We start from the raw sequence: 23,333 nt of genomic DNA, 5'->3' as shown, positions 1-23,333 counted from the left end.
ATGGATGTGGGTGGAAAGTGGTGAGCGACAGCTCAGCCGAGGTCGACCGGTGTGCCGGTGCCCATGTACTTCGCCAGGTTGTGGTGCAGGTTGACGACGCTGCGTTCGCGGTACGGGTTGGGTTTGGCGCCCGAGAAGCCCTGGGACTTGATGCCCTTCTGCACGGCGGCCATGTTGGAGAAGTCCTGCGGCAACACCGTGCGCCAGCCGGGGTCGTCCTCGGGCGTGTACTCCCACTCGGTTTCCGGCGCCTCGCCCTCAGGGAAGAGCTCGTATACCGCGGCCTCGAAGTAGCACTTGTCGGGGTCATCGCCGTAGGGCCGTGCGCTGTAGCAGAGCATGTTGTTCAGCGCATGCCCGATCTGGAAATTGGGGAAGATCTGCCACGCCGTACCGCTCTTGGCGACGATCTCCGGTGCGACGGTCGGCCAGATCACCCCGCGGTCGGCATCGGCCTTACGGGCCGACGTCAGCCAATGGGCCAGCACCTCGTTGGCCGGAGTGCCCTCGGGCAGTTCGTCCATCAACCGTTGGGCGGCATCGACAAGAGTCCGTGTCGTGTTGGTGTTGGCGTTCTCCCAGGTGAAGTTCTGCAGATCGATGGTGGACATCCGTGCGTCCGGACCGTCGGCAACCCGCAGCTTCGACTGGTTGTCCTCCATCCCCTTGGGCACGTCGTAGCCGATGTTGCTGTGCTTGCCGTGGGCGCGCGACCATCCGAGAAAGGTCCCGTAGGCGCGGAACTCGGGATGTGTGTAGGGGACGTGGTAGGTCTCCATGAACGCTTCGAGTGCGACCTTCCAGTTGCATTCGAAGACAAGCCATTTGCGCCAGCGGTAGCGCATGTTCTCCAGCTGGAAGGGGTCCAGAAGGCTCGCAGCCGGTTCCAGGTAGTCACGCAGCGGTTCACACTCCGGGTCCATGTTGATCCAGATCCAGCCGCCCCAGGTATCGACCTGTACGTTGCGCAGCCGGGTCTTCTCCTCGGTGAGGCCGGTGGGCCAGTCCGCACGTTCGGCGGCCCAGGTGTTGCGGCCCTCCAGGTCGTAGGTCCAGCCATGGAAGCCACACACGAAGGTCTTGCACTTGCCCTTGGCTTCTCGCTTGCCGTCGGGGGTGTCGACGAGTCGGCGTCCGCGATGCGAACAGACGTTGTGGTAGGCACTGATCTTGTCCGGGGCCGAGCGGGCGATGATGAACGAGTTGTCCATGATCTCGTAGGTGAGGAAGTCGCCGACCTTCGGGATCTCCTCCACCCGACCGACCTGCTGCCAGACCTTGCTCCAGAGTCTGTCCTGTTCGGCGCGGAGATAATCCTTGGAGATGTAGGCCTCCACACCGATCTCCAGCGGTGTGATCGGCGGCTCATCGGTGGAGTTCTGAACCGGTACGTTGATGTCGTCGATGGTGTTGGTCATGACATTCTCCCGATGAAAAATCGTTGAATCAGTGCGTGATTGCGGCGCGGAAGTTCTCGTCCTTGAGGAACAGGGACGTGTGGTCGGCGCCCATGTGCGTCCACTTCAGATTGAGGCCGCCGTCGACGAGGATGGTCTGTCCGGTGATGTAACTGGATAGATCGCTCAGGAGGAACAGGATCGCGCCGGCCTGTTCTTCCGGGCGGCCACGCCGACCCATGGCGATGGCACGGCGGTCGCGATCCTCGTCGTCGTCCACGTAGGTCATCGATGCCGGTGTGGCGGTCACCCCCGGCGCGACGGCGTTCACCCGGATGTCGTCGGTGGCGAGTTCGACGGCCATGGTCCGGGTCGCCGCCACCAGCGCTGCTTTCGCGGTGCCGTACCCGATGTGGAAGGGTGCTGTGTTCATCCCACTGATGGAGGAGATCGAAACGATCGACCCGGGCAGAGCCTGCGACTTGAGTTCGGCGGCCACCGCCTGGCTCATGAAGAACATGGTCTCCAGGTTCTGGGTGAACAGGTCCCGCCAGTCCTCGCGGCTCACCCGGATGGCGGGCATCCAGGTGGCCGGTGCCGCACCGCCGGCCACGTTGACGAGTCCGTACAGCGCGCCGCCGGTGAGCCGTACCCGATCCAGCACCGTCGCGATGCCCTCGTCGGTGGCCGCGTCGGCGCTCACCGGAATCACCGAAAGGCCCTGGTCGACAAGCGGGGTGATATGCGTGTCGAGATTCTCCTTCGAACGGCTCACCGCGATCACGGTCGCGCCCGCCTCGGCGACCATCCTCGTCACCGTCGTGCCGATCCCCCCTCCGGCCGCGCCGGACACGATCACGATGCGTCCGGCGAGCCCGACAGGGTTGTGGTCCAGCTGTTGGGTACCCATCCGGTGCTCAGGCCCCCTTCCGCAGAGCGATGACGCTGCCGTCGGCGTCGGCGGAGACATACAGGGTTCCGTTGGGGCCGAGGGCGATACCCGCGAACGGACCCTGCGGTCCGGAGAAGGGGACCAGTCCCAGGAGCGGCTTGGGGGTCACCCCGGGCGGCGCACCGACCGGCAGGTTGGTGGCGATGACCTGGCGGCTCTTGGTCTCGAGGTCGACGTTCACCACCGACTTGCTCCCGGCGTCGACGATGTAGAGCTGCGATCCGTCGACGACGATGCCCTGCGGTGTCTCGAGCCCGTCGACGATGGTGTCGGTGCCCGAACTCGTCACCGCGGCAACCCGTCCCGCACCCGACTCGGAGACCAGGCAGGTTCCGTCGGCGGTGAAGGCGACGCCCATCGGTCGATCGAGGCCGCTTGCGAGAACATCGGCCTGACCGGACCGCACGGCATGCACCTTCCCGGTACCGAGATCGGCAACCGCGATGAGACCGGCCGATGACACCGCGACACCGTAGAGCTGGTCGAGGCCGTCGACGAGGACCTCGCTCTCGGCGGCGGCCGGTGAGTACCGCGACACCGTGCCGTTGCCGGCCACGACGAACTCGCCGTCGCCGACGGACGTCATACCCCGGATGTAGCCGGGGTAGCCCGGGCTGAAAAGCATTCCCAGGGTGTGTGGTTCGGCGCCCGGGCGGTGGGCGAGCAAGAAGGTGCCGTCGGCGATGTAGAGGGTGCCATCAGGTCCGACGGTGAGATCGAGCGGCCACGTCAGGCCATCGGCCAGCGCGGTGCGCGTCTCACCACCGGCCAGGATCTCGGTGATCTGCCCGGTGAAGCTCGAGACGAACAGGCGGTCGCCGGCGAACGTGAGGTTGTCCAGGCCAGGGGAGAGCTGGGCCAACAGCGTCTGGTCGCCGGTGCGCGGATTGATCCTCAGTACCTGCCCGGACGCGACCTGGGTGGACACGATGTAGCCGTCAGCATCGAACTTCACCGCATCGGGCGCGCCGAGATCGCCTGCCACTCTTTCTGGTTCACCGCCGTCGAGGTCGATCCGCCAGATCTCGTTGGCGCCGAGAAGCGGGTAGTACAACTTGCCGTCGGGACCGACCTCCATGCCGTTGGGCATCGGCAGGTCCTCCAGCAGCACCTTCGGGGCGCCGCCGGACCGATCGAGCTCCATCAGTCGACCGCCTGGTCGACACTCGTTCACGAAGAGCCGGTCCTGATGGATCGTGATGCCGTTGGCGCCCGGAAGGTCGTCGCGCAGTAGTCGGGTCGAGCCGGTGCTGTCCCGTACGCTCACACGGCCGTCGTAGTACTCGGTGATGTACATGTCGCCGCGGCTGTCGAAGGCCACGTCGTCCGGCGCGACGATGTCGCTGCCCTTCGCGCTGATCGTCTCGAGCGCACCGGTGTCGAGGTCGAGTGCGCTGATCTGACTGCCGGCCACCTGGGCGACGTAGACACGCCCGTCGGGTCCCGAACGGATGCCGTTGGCGCCGAACAGGCGACTGGGTTCGGTAACGCGCTCGAGGCTCCAGCCGTCGGCGAGGTCATGGGACGCAGGGCTGATGTAGCGGGCCGCCTGGGTCAAGGTGGGCCTCCTGTGCTGAGAGGAATCGGTGACGGCGACCTGCTCCTGCGGCGAGTGGAGCACGGGCAGGTGCGGCGTGATGCAGGCCACAAAGTCGCTCGCGTCGGAGTCTAAACAGGTGCGCGCAAGATTTACAAGTATTACTATCCTTAAAAGGATGGGAACCGAGTTCTCGACACTGCGCAGCGAGGTTACCGGGAGGCGGGCATGGTCGGACGCATCGTCATCCGGCTCACTGAGCTGCAGAGACGACACAAAAGCGGACCGTCGCGACGCACTGCGCCGCGACGGTCCGCTCTACTGTGGTTTGTGTTCTGGGTGCTACGCGCTGCCGTCGAACAGGCTCGTCACGGAGCCGTTCTCGAAAACCTCTCGAATGGTCTGGGCGAGCAACGGGGCGATCGACAGAACCGTCAGGTTCGCGAACTGCTTCTCCTCCGGGATGGGCAGCGTGTCCGTCGCGACGACCTCTTTCGCGCCGCAATTGGCCAGTCGCTCGGCGGCGGGGTCGGAGAAGACCCCGTGCGTGGTGGCGATGATGACGTCGCCTGCGCCCGCGTCCTTGAGTACCTTCACGGCCCCGGCGATGGTGCCACCGGTGTCGATCATGTCGTCGATCAGGACACACGTGCGGCCTTCGACCTCACCGACCACCCGGTTCGACTTCACCTGGTTGGGGACCAACGGATCCCGGGTCTTGTGGATGAATGCCAGCGGCGCACCGGCCAACGCATCGGCCCATTTCTCCGCGACGCGCACTCGACCGGAGTCGGGGGAGACGACGGTGACATTGTCGGTGCCGTAGTTCGCCCGGACGTAGTCGGCGAGTTGGCCCAGGGCGTGCATGTGGTCGACCGGCCCGTCGAAGAAGCCCTGGATCTGATCGGTGTGCAGGTCGACCGTGATGATCCGGTCGGCGCCCGCGGCCTTCAGCAGGTCGGCGATCAGCCGTGCCGAGATCGGCTCGCGGCCACGGTGCTTCTTGTCCTGGCGGGCGTAGGGGTAGAACGGCAGGATCACGCTGATGCGCTTGGCCGAGCCGCGCTTGAGCGCGTCGATCATGACGAGCGCCTCCATCACCCACTGGTTCAGTGGGAACGGGCAGCTCTGCAGGACGAAGGCGTCGGAACCACGAACCGACTCCTCGAAGCGGACGAAGATCTCACCGTTGGCGAAGTCCCTCGCGGTCTGCGGGGTCACCTTGATGCCGAGTTCATCGGCGACGGCCTGTGCGAGGTCGGGGTGGGCGCGCCCAGAGAACAGCATCAGGTTCTTCTGGTTATCCGTGGTCCAGGTCATGAAAACTCTTCTGCTCGAAAGACTTGCTGAATCAGTCGCCAGACCGGTTGTCGACCTGGCTGTTGGTCTGTTGGGCATCGCCGGCAGCGCGAGCCGCCGCGGTACCCGGGCGCTTGCGCACCACCCAGTTCTCGATATTCCGTTGTTGGCCCGCCGACACCGCGAGAGCTCCGGGAGGTACGTCGTCCCGCAAGACCGTACCCGCCCCGGTGTAGGCGCCGTCCCCGACGCGCAGAGGTGCGACAAACATGTTGTCAGACCCTGTACGGCAGTGGGACCCGATCACCGTACGGTGTTTCGCCACGCCGTCATAATTCACGAACACGCTGGAAGCGCCGATGTTGGTTTCCTCGCCGATCGTCGCGTCCCCGACGTAGGTGAGGTGGGGGATCTTGCTCCCCGCGCCGATATCGGCCTTCTTGGTCTCCACGAAGGTGCCGATCTTGCCGCCGACCCCGAGTCGGGTCCCCGGACGCAGGTAGGCGAACGGCCCGACGGACGCGTTCGCGCCGACCTCCGATTCGCTGCCGTGGGTGCGGATCACCGCTGCGCCGGACCCGACGACGACGTTCCGCAAGGTGCTGTCGGGGCCGATCACGGCGTCGTCGGCGATGGTGGTGGTGCCGAGCAACTGGGTGCCCGGCTCGATCCGGACATCGACCCCGATGACAACGTCCACGTCGATCCAGGTCGAGTTCGGATCGACGACGGTGACGCCGGCCAGCTGATGACGTCGGATGATCCGGCGATTGAGTTCGGCGCCGAGATCGGCCAGCTGGATGCGGTCGTTGCAGCCGGCCACCAGCAGAGGATCGTCGACGGTCAACGCGTGGATGGCCTCATCGTCCTCACGGGCGATCCCGATCACGTCGGTGAGGTAGTACTCCCCTTGGACATTGTCCGTGGACAGCTGCCCGAGCGCGGAGCGCAGGAACGTCGCGTCGAACGCATAGACCCCGGCGTTGACCTCGGCGATCGAGCGTTGCCGGTCGGTGGCGTCCTTGTGTTCGACGATGGCCTGCACCATCGAGTCGTTGGTCCGGATGATCCGGCCGTACCCGGTGGGGTCGGGCGCGAGGAAGCTGGTCAGCGTGACGGCCGCCCCGCCATGGGCATTGTGTGCGACGACGAGCGCGTCGAGGGTGGCCGCGTCGAGTAGGGGAACGTCGGCGGCCATCACCACGACCGTCCCGGTGAAGTCGTCGGGCAGGGCGGACAATCCCGCCTGCGCCGCGTGGCCGGTGCCGTGCGGTTGGTCCTGGACGGCGATGGAGACCTTGCGGCCGAGTTCGTCGGCGATCTCGGCGACCGCTGCGCTCACCTGTTCTCGCTCATGTCCGACGACGGCGATCAGGTCGGTCGGCTCGATCCCGGCCGCACCGTGCAGGGCGTGGCCGACCAAGGGTCGGCCACCGAGCGTGTGCAGGATCTTGGGGACTTTCGACTTCATTCGGGTGCCCGCACCTGCCGCGAGGACGATCACGGCAGTTGCAGGCGAGGACGTCTCCGTCATGTGGCTCGATACTACGCAGTGGCCACCACCACAATGCGCTCACCCGCCGCCCAGTACCGAGCGAATGTTCGGGCTGATAGAAACAGTGAGGCGCAAACCGCCCCCACGACCAACGGAGGTACCCCCACAATGAGCACTCAGAAAGTCGCGATCGTCACCGGAGCCGCCCGCGGTATCGGCGCAGGCGTCGCCAAACGCCTGGCCTCCGACGGGCTGGCCGTCGCCGTCCTCGACCTGGATGCGGATGCCTGCGCCGACACCGTCTCGGCGATCACCGAGGCCGGTGGCAAGGCCATCGCCGTCGGCGCCGACGTCTCCAGCGAAGACTCGGTCACCGCCGCGGTGGCGAAGGTCGTCGAGGAGCTCGGCCCGCCCACCGTCGTGGTCAACAACGCGGGCATTCTGCGCGACAATCTGCTGTTCAAGATGTCCGTCGACGACTGGGACGCGGTCATGGGCGTGCACCTGCGTGGCGCCTTCAACGTGACCAAGGCGGCTCAGAAGTACATGGTGGATGCCGGCTGGGGCCGCATCGTGAACCTGTCGAGTACGTCCGCCCTGGGCAACCGCGGGCAGGCCAACTACTCGGCCGCCAAGGCCGGCATGCAGGGCTTCACCAAGACGCTGGCGATCGAGCTCGGCAAGTTCGGCATCACCGCCAACGCGATCGCCCCCGGCTTCATCGCCACGGAGATGACCGCCGCCACCGCCGCGCGCGTGGGTGTCCCGTTCGAGGACTTCAAGAAGGCCGCAGCCGCCGAGATCCCGGTGAACCGGGTCGGCGCTCCGGAGGACATCGCACACACGGCGTCGTTCTTCATCAGCGAGGGTGCCGGCTTCGTGTCCGGCCAGGTGGTCTACGTGGCGGGCGGCCCGAAGGACTGATCTCGTTCCCGCTCCTCCGTTTCGTTCCCGCTCCTTCGATCGAGGGAGCGGATACGAAACGGAGGAGCGGTAACGCCGAGATTCGTGCGGGCGGGGCCTATGGCACAATCGTCTGCGCAGTATTCCCCCATGGTGTAATCGGCAACACTTCTGATTTTGGTTCAGGCATTCCAGGTTCGAGTCCTGGTGGGGGAGCTTCGATTGCTCACACAGCCGCCACACGCGCTCGCCGCTGCCGCTGCACCACCGGGTCCGGATACGGCACCGCGTCGACCAATCGGCGCGTGTAGGGGTCGGACGGCGCGGTGAGAACACGGCGCGCACCCCCGGCCTCGACGACGTGGCCGTCCCGCAGCACCACCACACGATCGGACACCTGCTCGACGACCGCCAGGTCGTGGCTGATGAAGATCGCGGCGAAGCCCAACTCCTCCTGCAGGCTCGCGAACAGGTCGAGCACCTTGGCCTGGACGGACACATCGAGCGCGCTCGTCGGTTCGTCTGCGATCAACAACTCCGGTTCCGCCGAGAGCGCGCGTGCGAGCGCGACCCGTTGCCGCTGACCGCCGGACAGCTCGTGCGGGAGGCGGGACGCGAACACCCGCGGCAGTTGAACCGCGGAGAGCAGCTCGTGGACGCGACGGTCACGGCTCGCGCGATCGCCGATGTCCTGGATGTCGAGAGGCTCGGAGATCGACTCGGAGACGGTGAAGCGCGGATCGAGCGACGCTGTCGGGTCCTGCGGCACAAACGCCAGCTTGCGGCGCACGGAGCGTAAGCGGGCGCGCGACAGGGTCGCGATGTCGTCCCCGTCGACCAGGATGCGGCCGTCTCGCACGGGGATCAGGCCGCCCACGGCCCGTCCGAGTGTGGTTTTGCCCGAGCCGGATTCACCTACCACGCCGACCACTTCGCCGCGGCCGACGGTGAAGGACACCCCGGACAACGCGGTGTGTGGCCGCGCGCCGAATCTGCCCGGATGGGTGACGGTCACGGTGTCGACGGTGAGGACCGGCGTCGGATCACCGGTGGTGTCGGCCTCGGCGTCATCGTCCTCGGCCCGGAGGTCCGGCAGGCGCGGCACCGCGGCGAGCAGCTGACGTGTGTACGGCTGCGTCGGGTGGGCGAAGATGTCGTGAACCTCACCGGATTCGACGATCTCGCCGAGCTGCGCGACGACCACGCGGTCCGCGATATCCGCGACGACCCCCAGATTGTGTGTGATCAGCAGGATTCCGGCCTGGGTACGGTCGCGGAGGCGCGCCAGCAGATCGAGGATCTCCAGCTGGACGGACACGTCGAGAGCGGTGGTCGGCTCGTCGGCGAGCAGCAGCACGGGATCTCCGGCCAGGGCCAGGGCGATCACGACTCGTTGCTTCTGCCCACCGGACAGCTGATGCGGATAGAAGTCGATCCTCTCGTCGGGATCGGGGATCTCCACCAGGGTCAGCAACTCGACGGCGCGTTGGCGCGCCTGCTTGCGAGAGATGTTCCGGTGCGCCCGAAGTGCCTGGCGTAATTGCCAACCCACGGTCTGCGAGGGATTGAGTGCGGTTTGTGGTTCCTGGAAGATCATCGCGACCCGGTCGCCGCGGATCGAGGTGAGTACCTTCTCGGCTTGGTTGAGCACCTCGACGCCGTCGACGAGAATCGAGCCGGTGGCGTGTGCACTTTCGGGCAGCAGCCCGATGGCAGCTTGCGCGGTGATCGTCTTTCCGGATCCGGATTCCCCGACGAGTGCGACGATCTCACCGCGTTCGACGCGAAGGCTGATCCCGGCCACCGCCGGTCGGGGGAAGTCGAAGCGGACGCGGAGGTCCTCGACGACGAGTGCGGGCGTGGGTGTCGGGTGTGTCGACGATGTCATCGTCCGATCCTCCGGTCGTGTGAGATCGATTGGGCGATCAGGTAGAAGCCCAGTACAAGAGCCGACACCACGATCAGCGGACCGATCGAGAACCAGGGATTGGTCTCGAGGTAGCCGTTGCCGCTGGCGAGGATCGAACCCAGCGATGGCGTCGGGGCAACCACCCCGATGCCGAGGTAGCTCAGCGCGCCCTCGACGAACACCGCCAGTGACAGTGACAGGGCGAACTGAACGGAGAGCGACTCGAGCGAGTGGGGCAGCACGTGGTGAAGGAGCACCCGCGACGTGCTCGCGCCACTCACGCGCGCGGCTTCGACGAACGGCATCTCCCGGATCCGCAGTACGGATGTACGGGTGAGACGCCCGAAGATCGGGATCTCGGCGAGCGCGATGACGAGGCCGACCGTGAACGCTCCGGGGCCCAGCACCGCGGTGAGCGTGATACCGAGAACCAGCGCCGGGAACGCCAGGATCACGTCGAAAACCCTTTGGGCTGCAACATCGGTGATGGGCGTGATGACGGTGGTCAGACCCGCCAACGTCCCCAACGCCGCACCGATCGGCACGGCGACGAAGATGATGAGCAGATCGATCCGGATCCCGTAGAGCACCCGGGTCAGCAGGTCGCGGTTCACGTCGTCGGTGCCCAGCCAGTGATCGAGACCGGGCGTGAGGAGATACGCGCCGTCGATCTGCTGGTCCGGGCCGTACGGGGTGAACAGCGGGCCGATGACACCCAGGAGGACGACACCGACGACCAGGATGCTCCCGACGAGTCCGATTCCGTGGGACAGGCTGCGCCACAGCGGTATCTGCGGACTTCTCGCCTCCCGGTCGCCGGGGCTCTCGGGGAGCAGCCCGGGCCCGACGTCGGCGTCGTGGCCCGTTGCAGCGAGCACCGTGTCGGCGCTCGGGATACCTGTAGTACTCGAGGTCATCATTCACCTGCCAGTCGGATACGGGGGTCGAGCCAAGCGTGGACGATGTCGGCGAGGAGCTGGATGATCACGAACACCCCGACCGACAACAAGACGAGCACCTGCACCAAGGGGTAGTCGCGTGCGAAGATCCCCTCCTCGGTGAGCAATCCGAGTCCGGGCCACCCGAAGATGGACTCGACCAGGACGGCACCGCCCAGCAGCGAACCGACCGTGATGCCGAGCGCGGTGAGTGTGGGCGGCAGCGCATTACGCAGCGCATGCTTGAGGACGACGTCGGTGTGGGAGGCGCCGAGAGCCTTCGCCGTCAGTACATATGGCGCTCGCAGCTCGGTGCGCAGCGACTCGGTCAGGAACCGGGCCAGCATCGCGCCGGCCGGCAGGCCCAACGTCAATGCCGGCAGCAGGATGAACTGCGCGCTGATCTGCAGGCTGTCGGAGAACCCGTCCGGCGGTGTGCCACCGGCGGGCAACAGTCGCAGCCGGACCCCGAACACGAGGATCAACGCGGTCCCGACGACGAAGGTCGGTAACGCGATCGCAGCGGCGTTGATGCCGGTCAGCAGTGCGCCCAGATATCGGTTGTCGGACAGCACCGCAGTGAGGCTCAGGATCAGTGCGAGAACGATCGCGATCGCCAACGCGGAGAGCGTGAGGATGATCGTATTCATGAGTCCGTATCCGACGAGCGCGGCAATGCTGCCACCGACCTGGTAGCTCTGTCCGAAGTCGAGCGTGATCACCCCACCGATCCAGGCGAGATACTGGGCAAAGAAACTGTGGTCGAGGCCGAGGTCGTGCCGGATGGCCGCGAGATCAGCGGCCGAGGCGTCGGGGCCGGCCAGGGCGGATTCCGGGCCGCCCGGGATCAGGCGCAGCACGGAGAAGATGAGGATGGACGCGACGAACAAGACGAGGATGGCGGTGGGTATGCGCCGCAGGAGATATCCGAGCATCGTCTATTGCTTCCCTTCCGATGCGAGGTAGGTGTTGGCGAAGTGGAGCTGATTGCGTCGATCCCAGTCGACGTTGCCGACTGCGCCCGCCGTCGCGACCTTTCGCAGGACCACACCGATCTCAATGAGGAAGAGGTCGTTGAGCCACTTGTCGTCGAGTTGACGGTATGCCGCGAGTGCGGTCGGTGAGGAACTGTCGCGTGTGGTCCAGGCCGTGGTGGCCGCGGCCGAGTAGCCGGGATCGGTGTAGTTCGAGGAGTTCTTGGCGGCATTGAACGGATACGCCGACACGGCAAGGGTCGACGGGGTGAACTGGGCGAAGGCGTGTTGCAGCAGCCACAGCCCGTCGAACTTGCCGCCGATGAGCTTCGACGACTGCTGGGTCTTGTCGTTCGGGACCAACTTCACCCGGATCCCGACGTCCTTGAGATTGGACTGCACGATCTCGGCGATGACCCCGTCCACGCTGTGCGTCGAGTAGTCCAGTGTCAGAGTGGGAATGGGGCCGGCGGCGGCCACCAGTGCGCGTGCCTTGGCGACGTCTCGCGTGTAGGTCGCGTTGGCGTCGGCACGGTAGGCGGGTGACCATGTCGGCCACGGCAGGTTGACGGTGTACCCACTTCCGCGGAAGACGTCGTCGATGATGCGTCGACGGTCGATGGCGTACGCGATGGCATGTCGCACCCGCACGTCAGCGAGCGCGGGATTCGCGACGTTGATCCCCACATACTCCTGCGATTCGGCGCCGGTGAGCGTCACCTCTTTGAAGCCGTATCTCGATGACACCAGTTGCTGGTCGTGGTAGTCGAGGCCGTCGGCAACGTCGATCTGTCCGGTCCGCAGGCGCGTGAACAGTGACTGATCGTCCTTGACGACCACGAAGGTGATCGCTTCCAGCGGAGGTGTGCCACCCCAGTAATGCTCGTTGCGGACCAGTCGCACAGACGAATTCGGTTGCCAGCTGTCGAACCGGAACGGACCGGTCCCGTTGAACTGCGTGCCGGCCTTGAGATCGGCGAGCGTGTTCTGGTCGATGACCGGTGCCGAGTCGAGCAGATCGAAGATGTTGCTGAGCGGGTGGGCGAACCCGAGTACGACGCGATGTGGGTCGGAGGTGTCGAACCGCGTGATCGCGGCCGCGGTCCGCTTGAACTGCGGGGTCCAGGGGCCACCGAGATAGGCCTTGATCGAGTTCTCCACGTCGGTGGAGACGAACGGCCGCCCGTCATGAAAGGTGACGTCGTTGCGTAGGTCCAGTGCGAGCGAGCGGCCGTCCGGAGCGAGATGCCAGGCGGTCGCCAGGGAGGGTTGCACCGTCAACGAGTCGCGCGCGTACCGGATCAGCGTGTCATAGGTGTTCGCGACCACCTGTCCGTTGAGGGCTCCGGTTCCGATCTGCAGGAACGTCTTCGGAGACAGGTCACCCAGGACGCCGACGCGGAGATCTCCTCCTCTCGGCACGGCCTGACCCGGAGCGAGCGAAGGCGCCGTCGTATTCTGCTGCTGCGAGACGGCAGACTGACACCCGGCAGTCGCGATCGTCAGCAGGAGTGTGACGGCGACCGCACAGCACACGCGGATACCTCGATGTCGGGGCATGGGGACCACATTTCTTTCTCGGGTCGAAGCGGAACGATCCCGGCCGAGGAACGAACGTCGAAATAAACTGCACAGCTGCGGGATCGACGTTCATTATGGCGATACCGACGAATGATCGCCGGGTTCTGCTTGGCGCGGATCGAACTCTTGACATGACTGGTTTGCTTCGGCACGGTCGCTGTCTGCCGGGCATCTCCGACGCCGACGGCAACGACAGGAAGGCGGCCACATGGTCGAGAACCAAACGCCGGCGATCCCGGCGAATGCACGCGGATACGAGGGCTTCGGTGGTGTCGTGGGGCGCACGAGCTCCCGATCGACACCGTGGTGGCCGCAGGAGCGATCCGCTCCGCCCGGGGCTCCGAACATCGTGGTCATCCTCGTCGATGACATGGGCTACTCGGATATCTCACCCTTTGGTGCCGAGATCGACACACCGAACATCGACGGGTTGGCACGACGTGGAATTCGGCTGGCCAACTATCACACGACGCCCGTGTGTTCGCCGGCCCGGGCCGCACTGCTGACCGGCCTGAACCCGCACCGGGCCGGGTACGGCAGTGTTGCGAACTCCGATCCCGGATTCCCCGGGTTGCGGTTGGAGTTGGCCGACGACGTGCTGACCCTGCCGGAGATCTTGCGGGAGGGCGGGTATGCGACCTACGCGGTCGGGAAATGGCACCTGGTCCGCGACGCGAACATGGGTCCGGGACGACCACGGGATTCATGGCCGGTGCAACGCGGATTCGACAGCTATTACGGCTCTCTCGAGGGACTCAACTCGTTCTTCTACCCGAATCAACTGATCTCGGACAATTCCGTCGTCGACATCACCGAGTATCCCGATGACTACTACGTGACCGATGATCTGACCGATCGTGCCGTCGCGCAGATCAAGTCCCTGCGCGCCCAGGACGCGACGAAACCGTTCTTCCTGTATTTCGCGCACATCGCGATGCACGGACCGCATCAGGTCAAGGACGACGACCTGCGTAAGTACCGAGGACGGTATGCCGACGGCTGGGATGTCGTCCGGCAGCGCCGCTTCGAACGTCAGATCGCGGAGGGTCTGTTCGATCCGGACACACCGATCGCGCCGCGAAACACCGAACCGGGGTTCGAGGCAGCCCACTGGGCCGACCTCGAGCCGGATGAGCAGCAGCGATATCAGCGCTATCAGGAGGTGTACGCCGCGATGGTCGACAGCGTCGATCAGAGCGTCGGGCGCATCGTCGACACCCTCACCGAGCTCGGCGAGCTCGACAACACCATCATCGTGTTCACCTCGGACAACGGTGGCACCGCAGAGGGAGGCCCGGTCGGAACCCGCTCGTATTTCAGTCAATTCGTGCACGGTCCGGTTCCGCCCGACTGGGAACGCGACGTCGCTCACGACGAGCGACTCATCGGTTCCGCAGAACTGGGTGTCCATTACCCGCGCGGGTGGGGACAGGCCTCGAACACACCCTTCCGCTTCTACAAAGGCCAGACGTTCGCGGGCGGGGTGCGAGTACCGTTCGTGATCTCCTGGCCACGCGGATTGTCGCGCCCGAATGGCGACAACGGAGTGCGCCGCCAGTTCTCCTACGTCACCGATGTCGTGCCGACGTTGCTCGAACTGGCCGGGATCGACACACCCACCGAACGATTCGGACGCCCGGCAAAGGGCCGCGACGGTGTGAGCATCGCCGACTTCTTGCATGATCGGAGTGCGCCGTCCGGGCATACCGAGCAGTATGCCGAGTTCGGTGGCCATCGCGGCTTCTACCGGGACGGCTGGAAGCTCGTGTCCCTGCACACCGATCCGGCCGCCGTCGACGCCCCTCGATGGGAACTCTACGACGTGACGCGCGATCCCGCGGAGACGCGAGATCTGGCGGAACGGTATCCGGAGAAGGTGGCCGAACTGGCCCGAGCCTGGGACGACGCGGCCTGGCACAACACAGTGTTTCCACTTTTCGACTCCGTTGGGGACCAGATCAGGCGTCGGCCTGACGAGCAACGCCTCAGTGGCGCGGTCCGGATCGTCGCCGGCACCCCGACGCTGGAGCGCTACCGTTCCAGCCGTTTGATCGCCTACCGCGATTTCGACATCGAGGTGGATCTGGTGGACTGGACCGCCGCGGACGAGGGGGTTCTCGTGGCCCACGGCGACCAACAGGGCGGATATCTGGCATACATCGATTCGGGATCAGTGCATTTCGTCTTCAACAGCTATGGGCGACTGCATCGGGCCTCGGGAGCTGTACCGCCGGGAACGACCACATTGGTTGTGCGCGCCGTCGCGACGCAGTCGGTCCGCTGGGACTTCTCGATCGAGGCCGTGGCAGGTGGACAGACGTCGGTCGTGGCGAAACTCGACGATCAGTTCCAGCTCGTCGGAATGGCCCCCTGGACCGGGATATCGGTGGGCGTGGACGCACGCGGGCCGGTCGATGTCGAGCTGCGACGACAACGGGGCTCCTTTCGATTCGGCCCCGCGTTGCGGGCCGTTACCTATCGCCCCGGAACGGTTCGGGTGCCGGGCGATGTTCGCCGCGTGATCGACGACGCCGCCGAGTACGCCGCCGACTGAGGAGACTTCCGATCACCGTGAGTTTTGACTCGAACAGCACGTTGCCGTCGTGCTGAGATGAATTCGTCTGAGAGATAGAGATATTGGTGAGAGAGGATTTTGGGATGACGCTTGCACAGATCGAGGATCGGACAGATCGGGAGCGTGCGGCACAGGACATCTATGCCGATGCCGGGATCACGGTCCAGAAGCTCGGCGAGCACATCGGCGCACGGATCGGCCGGGTTCGTCTCGGCGGAGACCTCCCGCCCGAGCAGGTGGAAGCGATCCGGCTCGCATTGGCCATCAACAAAACCGTCGTGTTTCAGGGGCAGGAGCACCTCGACGACGACGCTCAGTACGCGTTCGCGGGCTTGCTCGGTGAGCCCACCGCGCCGCACCCCACGGTCACCTCGCGGGGGACCCAATTGCTGACGATCGAAGGCGCAGCGAACAGTTGGCACTCCGACGTCACGTTCGTCGATCGGATTCCGAAGGCGTCCATCCTGCGTGCGGTCACCTTGCCGAGTTACGGCGGTGCGACGACCTGGGCGTCGACCGTCGCAGCATATGACCAGCTGCCGAATGCGTTGCGCGCGCTGACCGAAGAACTCTGGGCGACGCACAGCAATCTGTACGACTATGTGGGGCAGGCGGAACCATCGGGTGGTGTCGACGTCAGTCAGAAGGTGGATCACTACAAGGAGTTCACCGCGACGGAGTACGAAACCCTGCATCCGGTGGTCCGCGTTCACCCGGAGACGGGGGAACGGAGCCTTCTCCTGGGCCATTTCGCGAAGGAGTTCCGCGGGCTGAGGAATGCCGAGTTCGCAAATCTGTATCAGTTGCTGCAGTCGCGTATCACCAAACTGGAGAACACCTTCCGGTGGAACTGGAGTCTCGGGGATGTCGCGATCTGGGACAACCGGGCGACCCAGCATTACGGGATCTCCGATTACGGCAACCAGAAGCGCCAGCTGCACCGGATCACCCTGGCCGGTGATGTGCCGGTGGACGTCCACGGGCAGCGCAGTCAGATCCTGCAGGGCGACGCGACCCACTATTCGGGTGTCGAGGAGCCCTCGCGGTTGGCGGTCTTCGCCGCCTGAACTCGGCTCCACGACGGCCGCCTTCGGCGGCCGTCGTGGAGCGGGGAGAGTGCCCGTCATCCGGTTTTCTGTGGAGGGGAGCGCTTACGATCCGGCCCCAACATCCGGTCCCTGAGGAGCGAGCTTGTGAGCGTCACGAAGGGCCGCCCTTCGTGACGGCCCTCCGCTGGCGCTCCGGGCCTCCTCAGGGGTCGGATGACGGCGCTCCGGGCCCAACATCCGGTCCCTGAGGAGCGAGGAGGGAATCCACCATCCGGTCCCTGAGGAGCGAGGAGGGAACCCACCATCCGGTTTTCTGTGGAGGGGAAGGGAACCCACGATCCGGTCCCTGAGGAGCGAGGAGGGAACCCACCATCCGGTTTTCTGTGGAGGGGAGAGGAACCCACGATCCGGTCCCTGAGGAGCGAGCTTGCGAGCGTCACGAAGGGCCGCCCTTCGTGACGGCCCTCCGCTGGCGCTCCGGGCCTCCTCAGGGGCCGGACGCTGACGGCCCTCCGCTGGCGCTCCGGGCCTCCTCAGGGACCGGATGCTGACGGCCCTCCGCTGGCGCTCCGGGCCTCCTCAGGGGCCGGATGCTGTGGCGCTCCGCGCCTCAGAGGCCGGGTGACGTAGCAGTGTCCAGCTTGCGTTGCGAGGCAGAACCTCAGTGCGCCATGGCGGGCGCACCCTCCGGTGCGGCCGGCAGCTTCCCGCTCCGCACCACGAGCGCGGCGAGCACACTACCCAGAGCGAAGACGGCTGCGGCCACCCAGAACGCGGTGGTGTACGAATGGACCGCCGCGAGCTGTGCCAGCTCAGCCGGATTGGTCACGTGCGCAGCGTGATCGGTGAAGTACGCGGTCGCGGAGCTCGCCGCGATGGTGCTCAGCAATGCGGTGCCGACCGAACCGCCGACCTGCTGCATCGTGTTGACCGTGGCCGATGCGACCCCGGCGTCCTGCGGTGACACCCCGGAGATTGCGCCCTGCATGGCCGGCGCCATGGAGGCGCCGATGCCGACGCCGAGGATCAGCAAGGCCGGCAGCACATGGCTTGCGTACGAGCTTGTCTCGGTGATCTGGGTCAAGTAGAGCATCCCGCCGGCGGCGATCATCATGCCACCGGACATCAGCCACCGCGGACCGAAGCGAGGGAGCAGTACTCCCGTCGCCGTCGTAGCGGTCACCACCAGCATGGCGATCATCGGGAGGAAGGCCAATCCGGTCCGGATGGGGCTGAACCCGAGGTTCTGCTGCAGGTAGTAGGTGAGGAACAGGAAGATGCCGAACATACCGATACCGGCGATGAAGACCACCATGTAGGACCCCGCGCGGGTGCGGTCGGTGATCACCCGCAGTGGCAGCAGCGCGTGCTCGGTGCGGGATTGCCACCAGACGAAGCCGGCCAGGAGCAATGCGCCGGCGACGAGCCAGGTGATGGTCGCCCAGTCGGCCCAGCCGTTGGTCTCGGCGTTCGAGAATCCGTAGACGATCGAGAAGAGGCCTGCGGAGGCGGCGGCCACACCCGGGAGATCCAGCTTGGGCCGGTGATCAGAGGTGTTCCGTCCGAGGAACATCACCGCTCCGACCAGCGCGATCGCAGCGATCACGAGGTTCACATACAGGCACCAGCGCCAGTCGGCCCACTCGGTGAGCATGCCGCCGAGCAGTAGGCCGAGCGCGCCGCCGCCGCCCGCGATCGCGCCGAAGATACCGAACGCCTTACCCCGTTCGGAGGGGTCGGTGAAGGTCGTGGTGAGCAGCGACAGTGCGGCCGGCGCGAGTAGTGCACCGAAGATCCCCTGGCCGGCGCGTGCGGCGACCAACATCTCGAAGTTGACCGCGGCACCGCCGACGGCGGACATGCCCGCGAAGCCGATCAGCCCGACGATGAAGGTCGTGCGGCGTCCCCACAGGTCCGACAGGCGGCCGCCCAGCAGGAGCAGGCTGCCGAACGACAGCGCATACGCCGTGACGATCCACTGCCGGTCCTCGTTGCCGAAGCCGAGCGACTCCTGTGCGTGCGGAAGTGCGATATTCACGATGGTCGCGTCGAGCACGACCATGAGTTGTGCGAGTGCGAGGACTCCCAGGATCACCCAGCGAAGGCGGTGATGCCGCGCCTCGTGTGACTCCTCGACGGACGGATCGTCGAGGGCGTCGTAGACAATGCTCATCCGAGCCTCCTTGGTCTAGGCGGAGGTGATTCCTCCGGTTACTGATGGTCACAACGTACGCCAACCGGAGGTAATTCCTCCACTTGCTATTCTGTGACCATGAACACCTCAGAGGCCGAGGTCGGCGGCGGCCGCAAGCTCCGGGCCGATGCCGAACGGAACCGGTTGCGCATCATCGCCGCGGCTCGGGAGCTGTTCGCCGAGCAGGGGCTGGAGGTCACGCTCGATGATGTGGCCGCCCACGCCGGTGTCGGAGTGGGTACCGTCTACCGACGATTCGCCAACCGCGACGAACTGATCGTGGGTGTGCTGACCGAGCATCTCGCCGAGGTCGCCGAAAAGGCTCGCGCCACCTTCGACGACACCGATCCGTGGCAGGCCGTCGTCGACATCTTCACCCTGGTGGTGTCCTCGATCGCCGCCGACCGTGGACTCGGAGCCGTCATCATGCGCATCGACCACTCGCATCCCGACATCGTGAGTGCGAAGGCGACGTTGACCGAGCAACTACAACGGGTCTATGAGCGTGCCAGCGCAGCGGGAGTACTGCGTCCAGATCTGGAACCGACCGATTTCTTCGCGATCCTGACCATGATGAGAGCAGTCACCGACACCATCGGGCCGACCGTGCCCGACGCGTGGCGCCGCTACCTCGGCATCATTCTCGACGGTGTCCGTGCGCCGGGGCACACGCCGCTGTCCGCGCCGCCCATCACCGAGGGACAGGTTCGCGAGATACAGGCGAACCACGTGGGGGACACATGATTTTCGGGCCGTGACAGGCCCGGTGATCACTCGACGAGGCCCTCGCTCTTGAGCCAGTCATAGGCGACGTCGGAGGGGTCCTCGCCGTCGATGTCCACGCGACCGTTGAGTTCCTGCATTACCTCGTCGGTCAGCCGCTCCGACACCGGCTTCATCAGTGGCGCGATCTCGGGGTACGCGTCGAAGACCTCCTTGCGGACGACGACGGTGCCGCTGTAGGGGAGGAAGTATTTCTTGTCGTCGTCGAGGACCACGAGATCGAGGTTCTTGATACGTCCGTCGGTGGTGTACACCATGCCGAAATTGCAGGGCGAGCTCTTGGCCGTCGAGGTGTAGACGATGCCGGAGTCCATCTGGGTCACATTGCCGGTCGGCACGCCGTTCGGGGTGTTGTAGGGAATGCCGTAGGTCTGCAGCATCGGCAGGAATCCGTCTGGCCTGCTGAAGAATTCGTCGTTGATGCAGAAGGTGCGTTCGGCCACCGGGAGACGGGTGATGTCGGACATGGTCTTCACGTTCAGGCGCTCGGCGGTCGGGGTGGACACGGCGAACGCATAGGTGTCGTTGAAGTTGGCCGGCGGCAACCACACCAGGTCGTTCTCGGCGAGTTCGACGTCGTGGACCTTCTGCCACAGTTCCTGAGGGTCCGGGATGGTGTCGGTCTCGTGCAGATAGGTCACCCAGGCGGTGCCGGTGTACTCCCACGTCAGGTCGGCGGTGCCGTTGAGCATGGCCTGCCGCGACGACGCGGACCCGGGCGCGTTGGTCATGTCGGTGATCGCGGCGCCTGCCGCGCCGAGATACGTCGCGGCGATCTTGCCGAGGATGATGCTCTCGGTGAAGTTCTTGGAGGTGACGGTGATCTTCGCGCCGTCAAGGGGTTTCTCGCCGTCGGGCAGTGAGGCGCTGTGAAACGTACCGGACGAACTGACCAGGCCGCAGCCGGCGACGGTCAGCATCGTCATCGCCACCCCGGCGACGATCCGGGCCATGCGCACCATGCCGCCACGTCCGGTCATGAGATCCCCTTGGGCGTGGCGAACAACTCGAACAGACGCCCGAGCCAGTCGATGGTCAGGGCCAGCAGGCCGACCAGCACGGCGCCGGACAGGAGGAGTTTCGGCAGGAACAAGGTGACGCCGGTGGTGATGAGAGTGCCGAGGCTCGTCGCGCCGATGAACGTGCTCAGCGTCGCGGTGCCGACCAAGATGACCAGCGCGGTCCGGACCCCGTTGAGGATCACCGGCACCGCCAGCGGGAGCTCGACAAGGACCAGGGTGCGTAGTCCGGAGTAGCCGATTCCGCGCGAGGCCTCCACGGTTCGCTGGTCGACCTGTCGTAGCCCGACGATGGTGTTCTGCAGGATCGGCAGGATCGCGTAGACCACGAGGCCGACCACGGCGGTTCTGAACCCGGTGCCCAGCCAGAAGGTGAACAGGACCAGGAGACCGACGGCCGGGGCGGCCTGACCGACATTCGCGATGTTCACGGCGATGGGATTGAGCCACCGCATCGATGGCCGGGTCAGCACGATCCCGAGCGGGATCGCGATCACCACCACGATCACGGTCGACACGACGGTGAGCTTGATGTGGTCGTAGATGGTGATGCGCAGGTTGTCCCACGCCAACGCGGCCTGCTCGGTCTCGGTCAAGGTGGTCGTCCGATACCAGACGATGTAACCGACCAGTAGCACGACGATGATGAGTGGCTCGAACCACACATCCATCGGCAGTCGTCGCAGGCGGTTCATGGCTTCTCGTGGGGCTCGTCGTCGGCGGCGACGATCACCGGCATCTCGTCGGTTGATGTGCCCTCCGGGTGTCCCACGTAGCTCATGTCCTCGTCGGGCCGAGCCTCCGACAGTTGCCCTCGGATGATCTCCATGACCGTCCCGATCGACAGGGAGCCCACCACCGCGCCGCGACCATCGGTGATGAGCACACCACCCTGGCTGGCCGCCAGCATGGAGTCGAGGGCGTCGTTCAGTGTCGAAGACCTGGCGACGACCGGCAGTCGCCGGTCGATGTAGTCGGAGACCTGTGGTTTGGCGCCGAGTTCGTCCAGTGACGGCCACGCGCGCGGGTGCCCATGCTCATCGACGACGACCACCCACGTGTGCCCGGCGGCGTGCGCACGTCCGAGCACCGTCTGCGACGATTCGCCGACCTCGGCGGTGGTGACCGGCTCGACCGGGACATCGCGCACCCGCGACAGCGTCAGATGCGCCAGTGTCGCACCCGATCCGACGAAGTCCTCCACGAACGGCGTGGCCGGGTTGGCGAGAATGTCCTCGGGCGGCGCGTACTGCTCGATGTGGCCGCCCTGAGACAGGATGAGGACCTTGTCGCCGAGCTTGGTGGCCTCGTCGAAGTCGTGCGTGACCACCACGATCGTCTTGCCCAGCTCGTGCTGGATGGCGATCAGGCTGTCCTGCAGGCGGACCCGGGTGATGGGATCCACGGCCCCGAACGGCTCGTCCATCAACAGGATCGGCGGATCGGCGGCCAGTGCGCGAGCCACCCCGACCCGCTGCTGCTGCCCACCCGACATGTCCTTGGGCAGACGATCGGCGTAGGTGGCCGGGTCGAGACCTACGAGGTCGAGCAGATACTCGATACGGTCGGCAATCCGCTTCTTGTCCCAGCCGAGCACCTTCGGGATCGCGGCGATGTTCTTGGCCACCGACCAATGCGGGAACAGCCCGCCCGACTGGATGACGTACCCGATGCCCTGACGCAATTTGTCCGGGTTCTCGTGCGTGACATCCCGGCCGTCGATCAGGATCCGGCCCTCGGTCGGTTCGATGAGCCGATTGATCATCTTCAGCGTCGTGGTCTTTCCGCACCCGGACGGGCCGACAAAGGTGACGATGTCGCCCGCGTCGATCTCGAGGTCGAGACGTGCGACCGCGGGCTCATGCTGCCCGCGAAACTGTTTCATGACGCCGTCGAGGTGGATCGACGCGCCCGTGACGACGCGGTCCGGGGCCCCCGGCGCGGTGGACGATTCGGTCATTGCAGTCCTTTGGATATCGTGAGTCGTCCGAGCAGAACCAGGAGTCCGTCGAACACCAGGGCGATGATGACGATGAGAATCGTTCCGGTGAGAGCCATCTCGAGCGCATTGGCGCCGCCTAGCCGGGACAGTCCGCTGAAGATCAGGGACCCGAGACCCGGGCCGAGCACGTAGGCGACGATCGCGGCGATCCCGATGATCATCTGCGTCGACACCCGAATCCCGGTGAGAATCACCGGCCATGCCATCGGCAGCTCGACCGACACGAGGATGCGCCAGCGTGACAGACCGATTCCGCGCGCCGATTCGACCACCGATGGTGGCACCGAGCGCAATCCGACGATCGCGTTGCCGATCACCGGCATCGTCGCGAAGAACGCGAGCATGATGAACGACGGCACCACGCCGAGCCCGAACGGCACGATCAGCAATGCCAGCAGGGCGAGGGACGGAATGGTCAGGGCGACACGGCTGGTGGTGAGCGTGAGCGCCGAGAAGAAAGGCAGCCGATAAACCGCGACGGCGACGAGTACGGCCACCAGCGTGCCGACCAGCACAGTCTGAAACGCCAGCGACGCATGCTGATACGTGAGGAACGTCAGAGTGGCCGCGTGCCCCTGCACGTAGTCCCACAGCTGCACACCGAACCCCCTCGTCGTCGGCCCCGACGGTGGTCACTCACCGGACCGATCGTCGGACTGGGGAGCTGAACCGGATTTCACCATATAACCGAAATCCTCGTCGCCGACGGTTTTGCTCGAGATGGTC

The 23,333-nt window shown here is 65.6% G+C and carries 18 protein-coding genes and 1 tRNA gene; 5 read left to right on the top strand and 14 right to left on the bottom strand.

What is annotated here, in order from left to right; genetic code table 11:
- Positions 1 to 32: 32 nt before the first annotated feature.
- The 5 genes from AC4AMJ_RS16065 to glmU form a co-directional block, all read right to left on the bottom strand.
- The gene (locus AC4AMJ_RS16065) at positions 33 to 1,418 is read right to left on the bottom strand and encodes an aromatic ring-hydroxylating oxygenase subunit alpha (protein ID WP_489913265.1); all 1,386 of its coding nucleotides are present in this window, start codon (positions 1,416 to 1,418) and stop codon (positions 33 to 35) included.
- 28 nt (positions 1,419 to 1,446) lie between these two features.
- A complete protein-coding gene (locus AC4AMJ_RS16060) occupies positions 1,447 to 2,307 on the bottom strand; it encodes an SDR family NAD(P)-dependent oxidoreductase (RefSeq protein ID WP_489913263.1) in 861 nt (286 codons plus the stop codon).
- A gap of 7 nt (positions 2,308 to 2,314) precedes the next feature.
- The gene (locus AC4AMJ_RS16055; RefSeq protein ID WP_489900143.1) at positions 2,315 to 3,907 is read right to left on the bottom strand and encodes an SMP-30/gluconolactonase/LRE family protein; all 1,593 of its coding nucleotides are present in this window, start codon (positions 3,905 to 3,907) and stop codon (positions 2,315 to 2,317) included.
- 321 nt (positions 3,908 to 4,228) lie between these two features.
- Positions 4,229 to 5,206, bottom strand: coding sequence for a ribose-phosphate diphosphokinase (locus tag AC4AMJ_RS16050; protein ID WP_489900144.1), 978 nt, complete (start codon positions 5,204 to 5,206; stop codon positions 4,229 to 4,231).
- Between the two features lie 31 nt (positions 5,207 to 5,237).
- Entirely contained in the window at positions 5,238 to 6,719 is a 1,482-nt protein-coding gene (gene glmU, locus AC4AMJ_RS16045) for a bifunctional UDP-N-acetylglucosamine diphosphorylase/glucosamine-1-phosphate N-acetyltransferase GlmU (protein WP_489913261.1), read from the bottom strand.
- Between the two features lie 129 nt (positions 6,720 to 6,848).
- Between glmU and AC4AMJ_RS16040 the strand changes: the two genes are divergently transcribed.
- Together AC4AMJ_RS16040 and AC4AMJ_RS16035 are read left to right on the top strand one after the other, a co-directional pair.
- Positions 6,849 to 7,604 (top strand): SDR family oxidoreductase, encoded by a 756-nt coding sequence (locus AC4AMJ_RS16040; protein ID WP_489900146.1) that lies wholly within the window; start codon positions 6,849 to 6,851, stop codon positions 7,602 to 7,604.
- Positions 7,605 to 7,727: 123 nt separating this feature from the next.
- A tRNA-Gln gene (locus AC4AMJ_RS16035) sits at positions 7,728 to 7,799 on the top strand.
- 10 nt (positions 7,800 to 7,809) lie between these two features.
- Here AC4AMJ_RS16035 and AC4AMJ_RS16030 read toward each other — a convergent pair.
- The 4 genes from AC4AMJ_RS16030 to AC4AMJ_RS16015 are packed head-to-tail and all read right to left on the bottom strand — an operon-like array spanning position 7,810 to position 12,964.
- Positions 7,810 to 9,471: a dipeptide ABC transporter ATP-binding protein gene (locus tag AC4AMJ_RS16030; protein ID WP_489913259.1), complete on the bottom strand. Its 1,662-nt coding sequence runs from the start codon at positions 9,469 to 9,471 to the stop codon at positions 7,810 to 7,812.
- Positions 9,468 to 10,409 (bottom strand): ABC transporter permease, encoded by a 942-nt coding sequence (locus AC4AMJ_RS16025; RefSeq protein ID WP_489913257.1) that lies wholly within the window; start codon positions 10,407 to 10,409, stop codon positions 9,468 to 9,470. Before AC4AMJ_RS16025 ends, AC4AMJ_RS16030 begins: the two co-directional genes overlap by 4 nt.
- Positions 10,409 to 11,365 (bottom strand): ABC transporter permease, encoded by a 957-nt coding sequence (locus tag AC4AMJ_RS16020; RefSeq protein ID WP_489900150.1) that lies wholly within the window; start codon positions 11,363 to 11,365, stop codon positions 10,409 to 10,411. The genes AC4AMJ_RS16025 and AC4AMJ_RS16020 overlap by 1 nt, the downstream gene beginning before the upstream one ends.
- A 3-nt stretch (positions 11,366 to 11,368) precedes the next feature.
- On the bottom strand, positions 11,369 to 12,964 hold the full coding sequence (locus AC4AMJ_RS16015) for an ABC transporter substrate-binding protein (protein ID WP_489913255.1): 1,596 nt from the start codon (positions 12,962 to 12,964) through the stop codon (positions 11,369 to 11,371).
- Positions 12,965 to 13,193: 229 nt separating this feature from the next.
- On the opposite strand from AC4AMJ_RS16015, the gene AC4AMJ_RS16010 reads away from it, so the two are divergent.
- Together AC4AMJ_RS16010 and AC4AMJ_RS16005 are read left to right on the top strand one after the other, a co-directional pair.
- The gene (locus AC4AMJ_RS16010) at positions 13,194 to 15,539 is read left to right on the top strand and encodes a sulfatase family protein (protein ID WP_489913253.1); all 2,346 of its coding nucleotides are present in this window, start codon (positions 13,194 to 13,196) and stop codon (positions 15,537 to 15,539) included.
- A 104-nt stretch (positions 15,540 to 15,643) separates the two neighbouring features.
- Positions 15,644 to 16,627 (top strand): TauD/TfdA dioxygenase family protein, encoded by a 984-nt coding sequence (locus tag AC4AMJ_RS16005; RefSeq protein ID WP_489913251.1) that lies wholly within the window; start codon positions 15,644 to 15,646, stop codon positions 16,625 to 16,627.
- 643 nt (positions 16,628 to 17,270) lie between these two features.
- Here the strand turns inward: AC4AMJ_RS16005 and AC4AMJ_RS16000 are convergent.
- On the bottom strand, positions 17,271 to 18,782 hold the full coding sequence (locus AC4AMJ_RS16000; RefSeq protein WP_489913249.1) for a DHA2 family efflux MFS transporter permease subunit: 1,512 nt from the start codon (positions 18,780 to 18,782) through the stop codon (positions 17,271 to 17,273).
- 99 nt (positions 18,783 to 18,881) lie between these two features.
- On the opposite strand from AC4AMJ_RS16000, the gene AC4AMJ_RS15995 reads away from it, so the two are divergent.
- Positions 18,882 to 19,547 (top strand): TetR/AcrR family transcriptional regulator, encoded by a 666-nt coding sequence (locus AC4AMJ_RS15995; RefSeq protein ID WP_489913247.1) that lies wholly within the window; start codon positions 18,882 to 18,884, stop codon positions 19,545 to 19,547.
- 26 nt (positions 19,548 to 19,573) lie between these two features.
- On the opposite strand, the gene AC4AMJ_RS15990 is transcribed toward AC4AMJ_RS15995, so the two are convergent.
- The 4 genes from AC4AMJ_RS15990 to AC4AMJ_RS15975 are packed head-to-tail and all read right to left on the bottom strand — an operon-like array spanning position 19,574 to position 23,206.
- On the bottom strand, positions 19,574 to 20,548 hold the full coding sequence (locus AC4AMJ_RS15990; RefSeq protein WP_489918445.1) for a glycine betaine ABC transporter substrate-binding protein: 975 nt from the start codon (positions 20,546 to 20,548) through the stop codon (positions 19,574 to 19,576).
- A 14-nt stretch (positions 20,549 to 20,562) separates the two neighbouring features.
- Positions 20,563 to 21,300 (bottom strand): ABC transporter permease, encoded by a 738-nt coding sequence (locus tag AC4AMJ_RS15985; protein ID WP_489900156.1) that lies wholly within the window; start codon positions 21,298 to 21,300, stop codon positions 20,563 to 20,565.
- On the bottom strand, positions 21,297 to 22,565 hold the full coding sequence (locus AC4AMJ_RS15980; RefSeq protein WP_489900157.1) for an ATP-binding cassette domain-containing protein: 1,269 nt from the start codon (positions 22,563 to 22,565) through the stop codon (positions 21,297 to 21,299). Before AC4AMJ_RS15980 ends, AC4AMJ_RS15985 begins: the two co-directional genes overlap by 4 nt.
- The gene (locus AC4AMJ_RS15975; RefSeq protein WP_489900158.1) at positions 22,562 to 23,206 is read right to left on the bottom strand and encodes an ABC transporter permease; all 645 of its coding nucleotides are present in this window, start codon (positions 23,204 to 23,206) and stop codon (positions 22,562 to 22,564) included. Before AC4AMJ_RS15975 ends, AC4AMJ_RS15980 begins: the two co-directional genes overlap by 4 nt.
- Between the last annotated feature and the right edge of the window lie 127 nt (positions 23,207 to 23,333).

Source organism: Gordonia sp. LMA484, from assembly GCF_058129505.1.
The sequence above is the reverse complement of the archived record's forward strand: the minus strand, read 5'-3'. Positions and strand labels throughout refer to the sequence as shown.

Bases quoted from the DNA above. Each gene is read 5' to 3' on its own strand.
- AC4AMJ_RS16065 (WP_489913265.1), bottom strand. From the start codon at position 1,418: ATGACCAACACCATCGACGACATCAACGTACCGGTTCAGAACTCCACC.
- AC4AMJ_RS16050 (WP_489900144.1), bottom strand. From the start codon at position 5,206: ATGACCTGGACCACGGATAACCAGAAGAACCTGATGCTGTTCTCTGGG.
- AC4AMJ_RS15980 (WP_489900157.1), bottom strand. From the start codon at position 22,565: ATGACCGAATCGTCCACCGCGCCGGGGGCCCCGGACCGCGTCGTCACG.
- glmU (WP_489913261.1), bottom strand. From the start codon at position 6,719: ATGACGGAGACGTCCTCGCCTGCAACTGCCGTGATCGTCCTCGCGGCA.
- AC4AMJ_RS15985 (WP_489900156.1), bottom strand. From the start codon at position 21,300: ATGAACCGCCTGCGACGACTGCCGATGGATGTGTGGTTCGAGCCACTC.
- AC4AMJ_RS16000 (WP_489913249.1), bottom strand. From the start codon at position 18,782: ATGAGCATTGTCTACGACGCCCTCGACGATCCGTCCGTCGAGGAGTCA.
- AC4AMJ_RS16025 (WP_489913257.1), bottom strand. From the start codon at position 10,409: ATGACCTCGAGTACTACAGGTATCCCGAGCGCCGACACGGTGCTCGCT.
- AC4AMJ_RS16010 (WP_489913253.1), top strand. From the start codon at position 13,194: ATGGTCGAGAACCAAACGCCGGCGATCCCGGCGAATGCACGCGGATAC.
- AC4AMJ_RS16030 (WP_489913259.1), bottom strand. From the start codon at position 9,471: ATGACATCGTCGACACACCCGACACCCACGCCCGCACTCGTCGTCGAG.
- AC4AMJ_RS16015 (WP_489913255.1), bottom strand. From the start codon at position 12,964: ATGCCCCGACATCGAGGTATCCGCGTGTGCTGTGCGGTCGCCGTCACA.
- AC4AMJ_RS16040 (WP_489900146.1), top strand. From the start codon at position 6,849: ATGAGCACTCAGAAAGTCGCGATCGTCACCGGAGCCGCCCGCGGTATC.
- AC4AMJ_RS16060 (WP_489913263.1), bottom strand. From the start codon at position 2,307: ATGGGTACCCAACAGCTGGACCACAACCCTGTCGGGCTCGCCGGACGC.
- AC4AMJ_RS16005 (WP_489913251.1), top strand. From the start codon at position 15,644: ATGACGCTTGCACAGATCGAGGATCGGACAGATCGGGAGCGTGCGGCA.
- AC4AMJ_RS15990 (WP_489918445.1), bottom strand. From the start codon at position 20,548: ATGGTGCGCATGGCCCGGATCGTCGCCGGGGTGGCGATGACGATGCTG.
- AC4AMJ_RS16020 (WP_489900150.1), bottom strand. From the start codon at position 11,365: ATGCTCGGATATCTCCTGCGGCGCATACCCACCGCCATCCTCGTCTTG.
- AC4AMJ_RS15995 (WP_489913247.1), top strand. From the start codon at position 18,882: ATGAACACCTCAGAGGCCGAGGTCGGCGGCGGCCGCAAGCTCCGGGCC.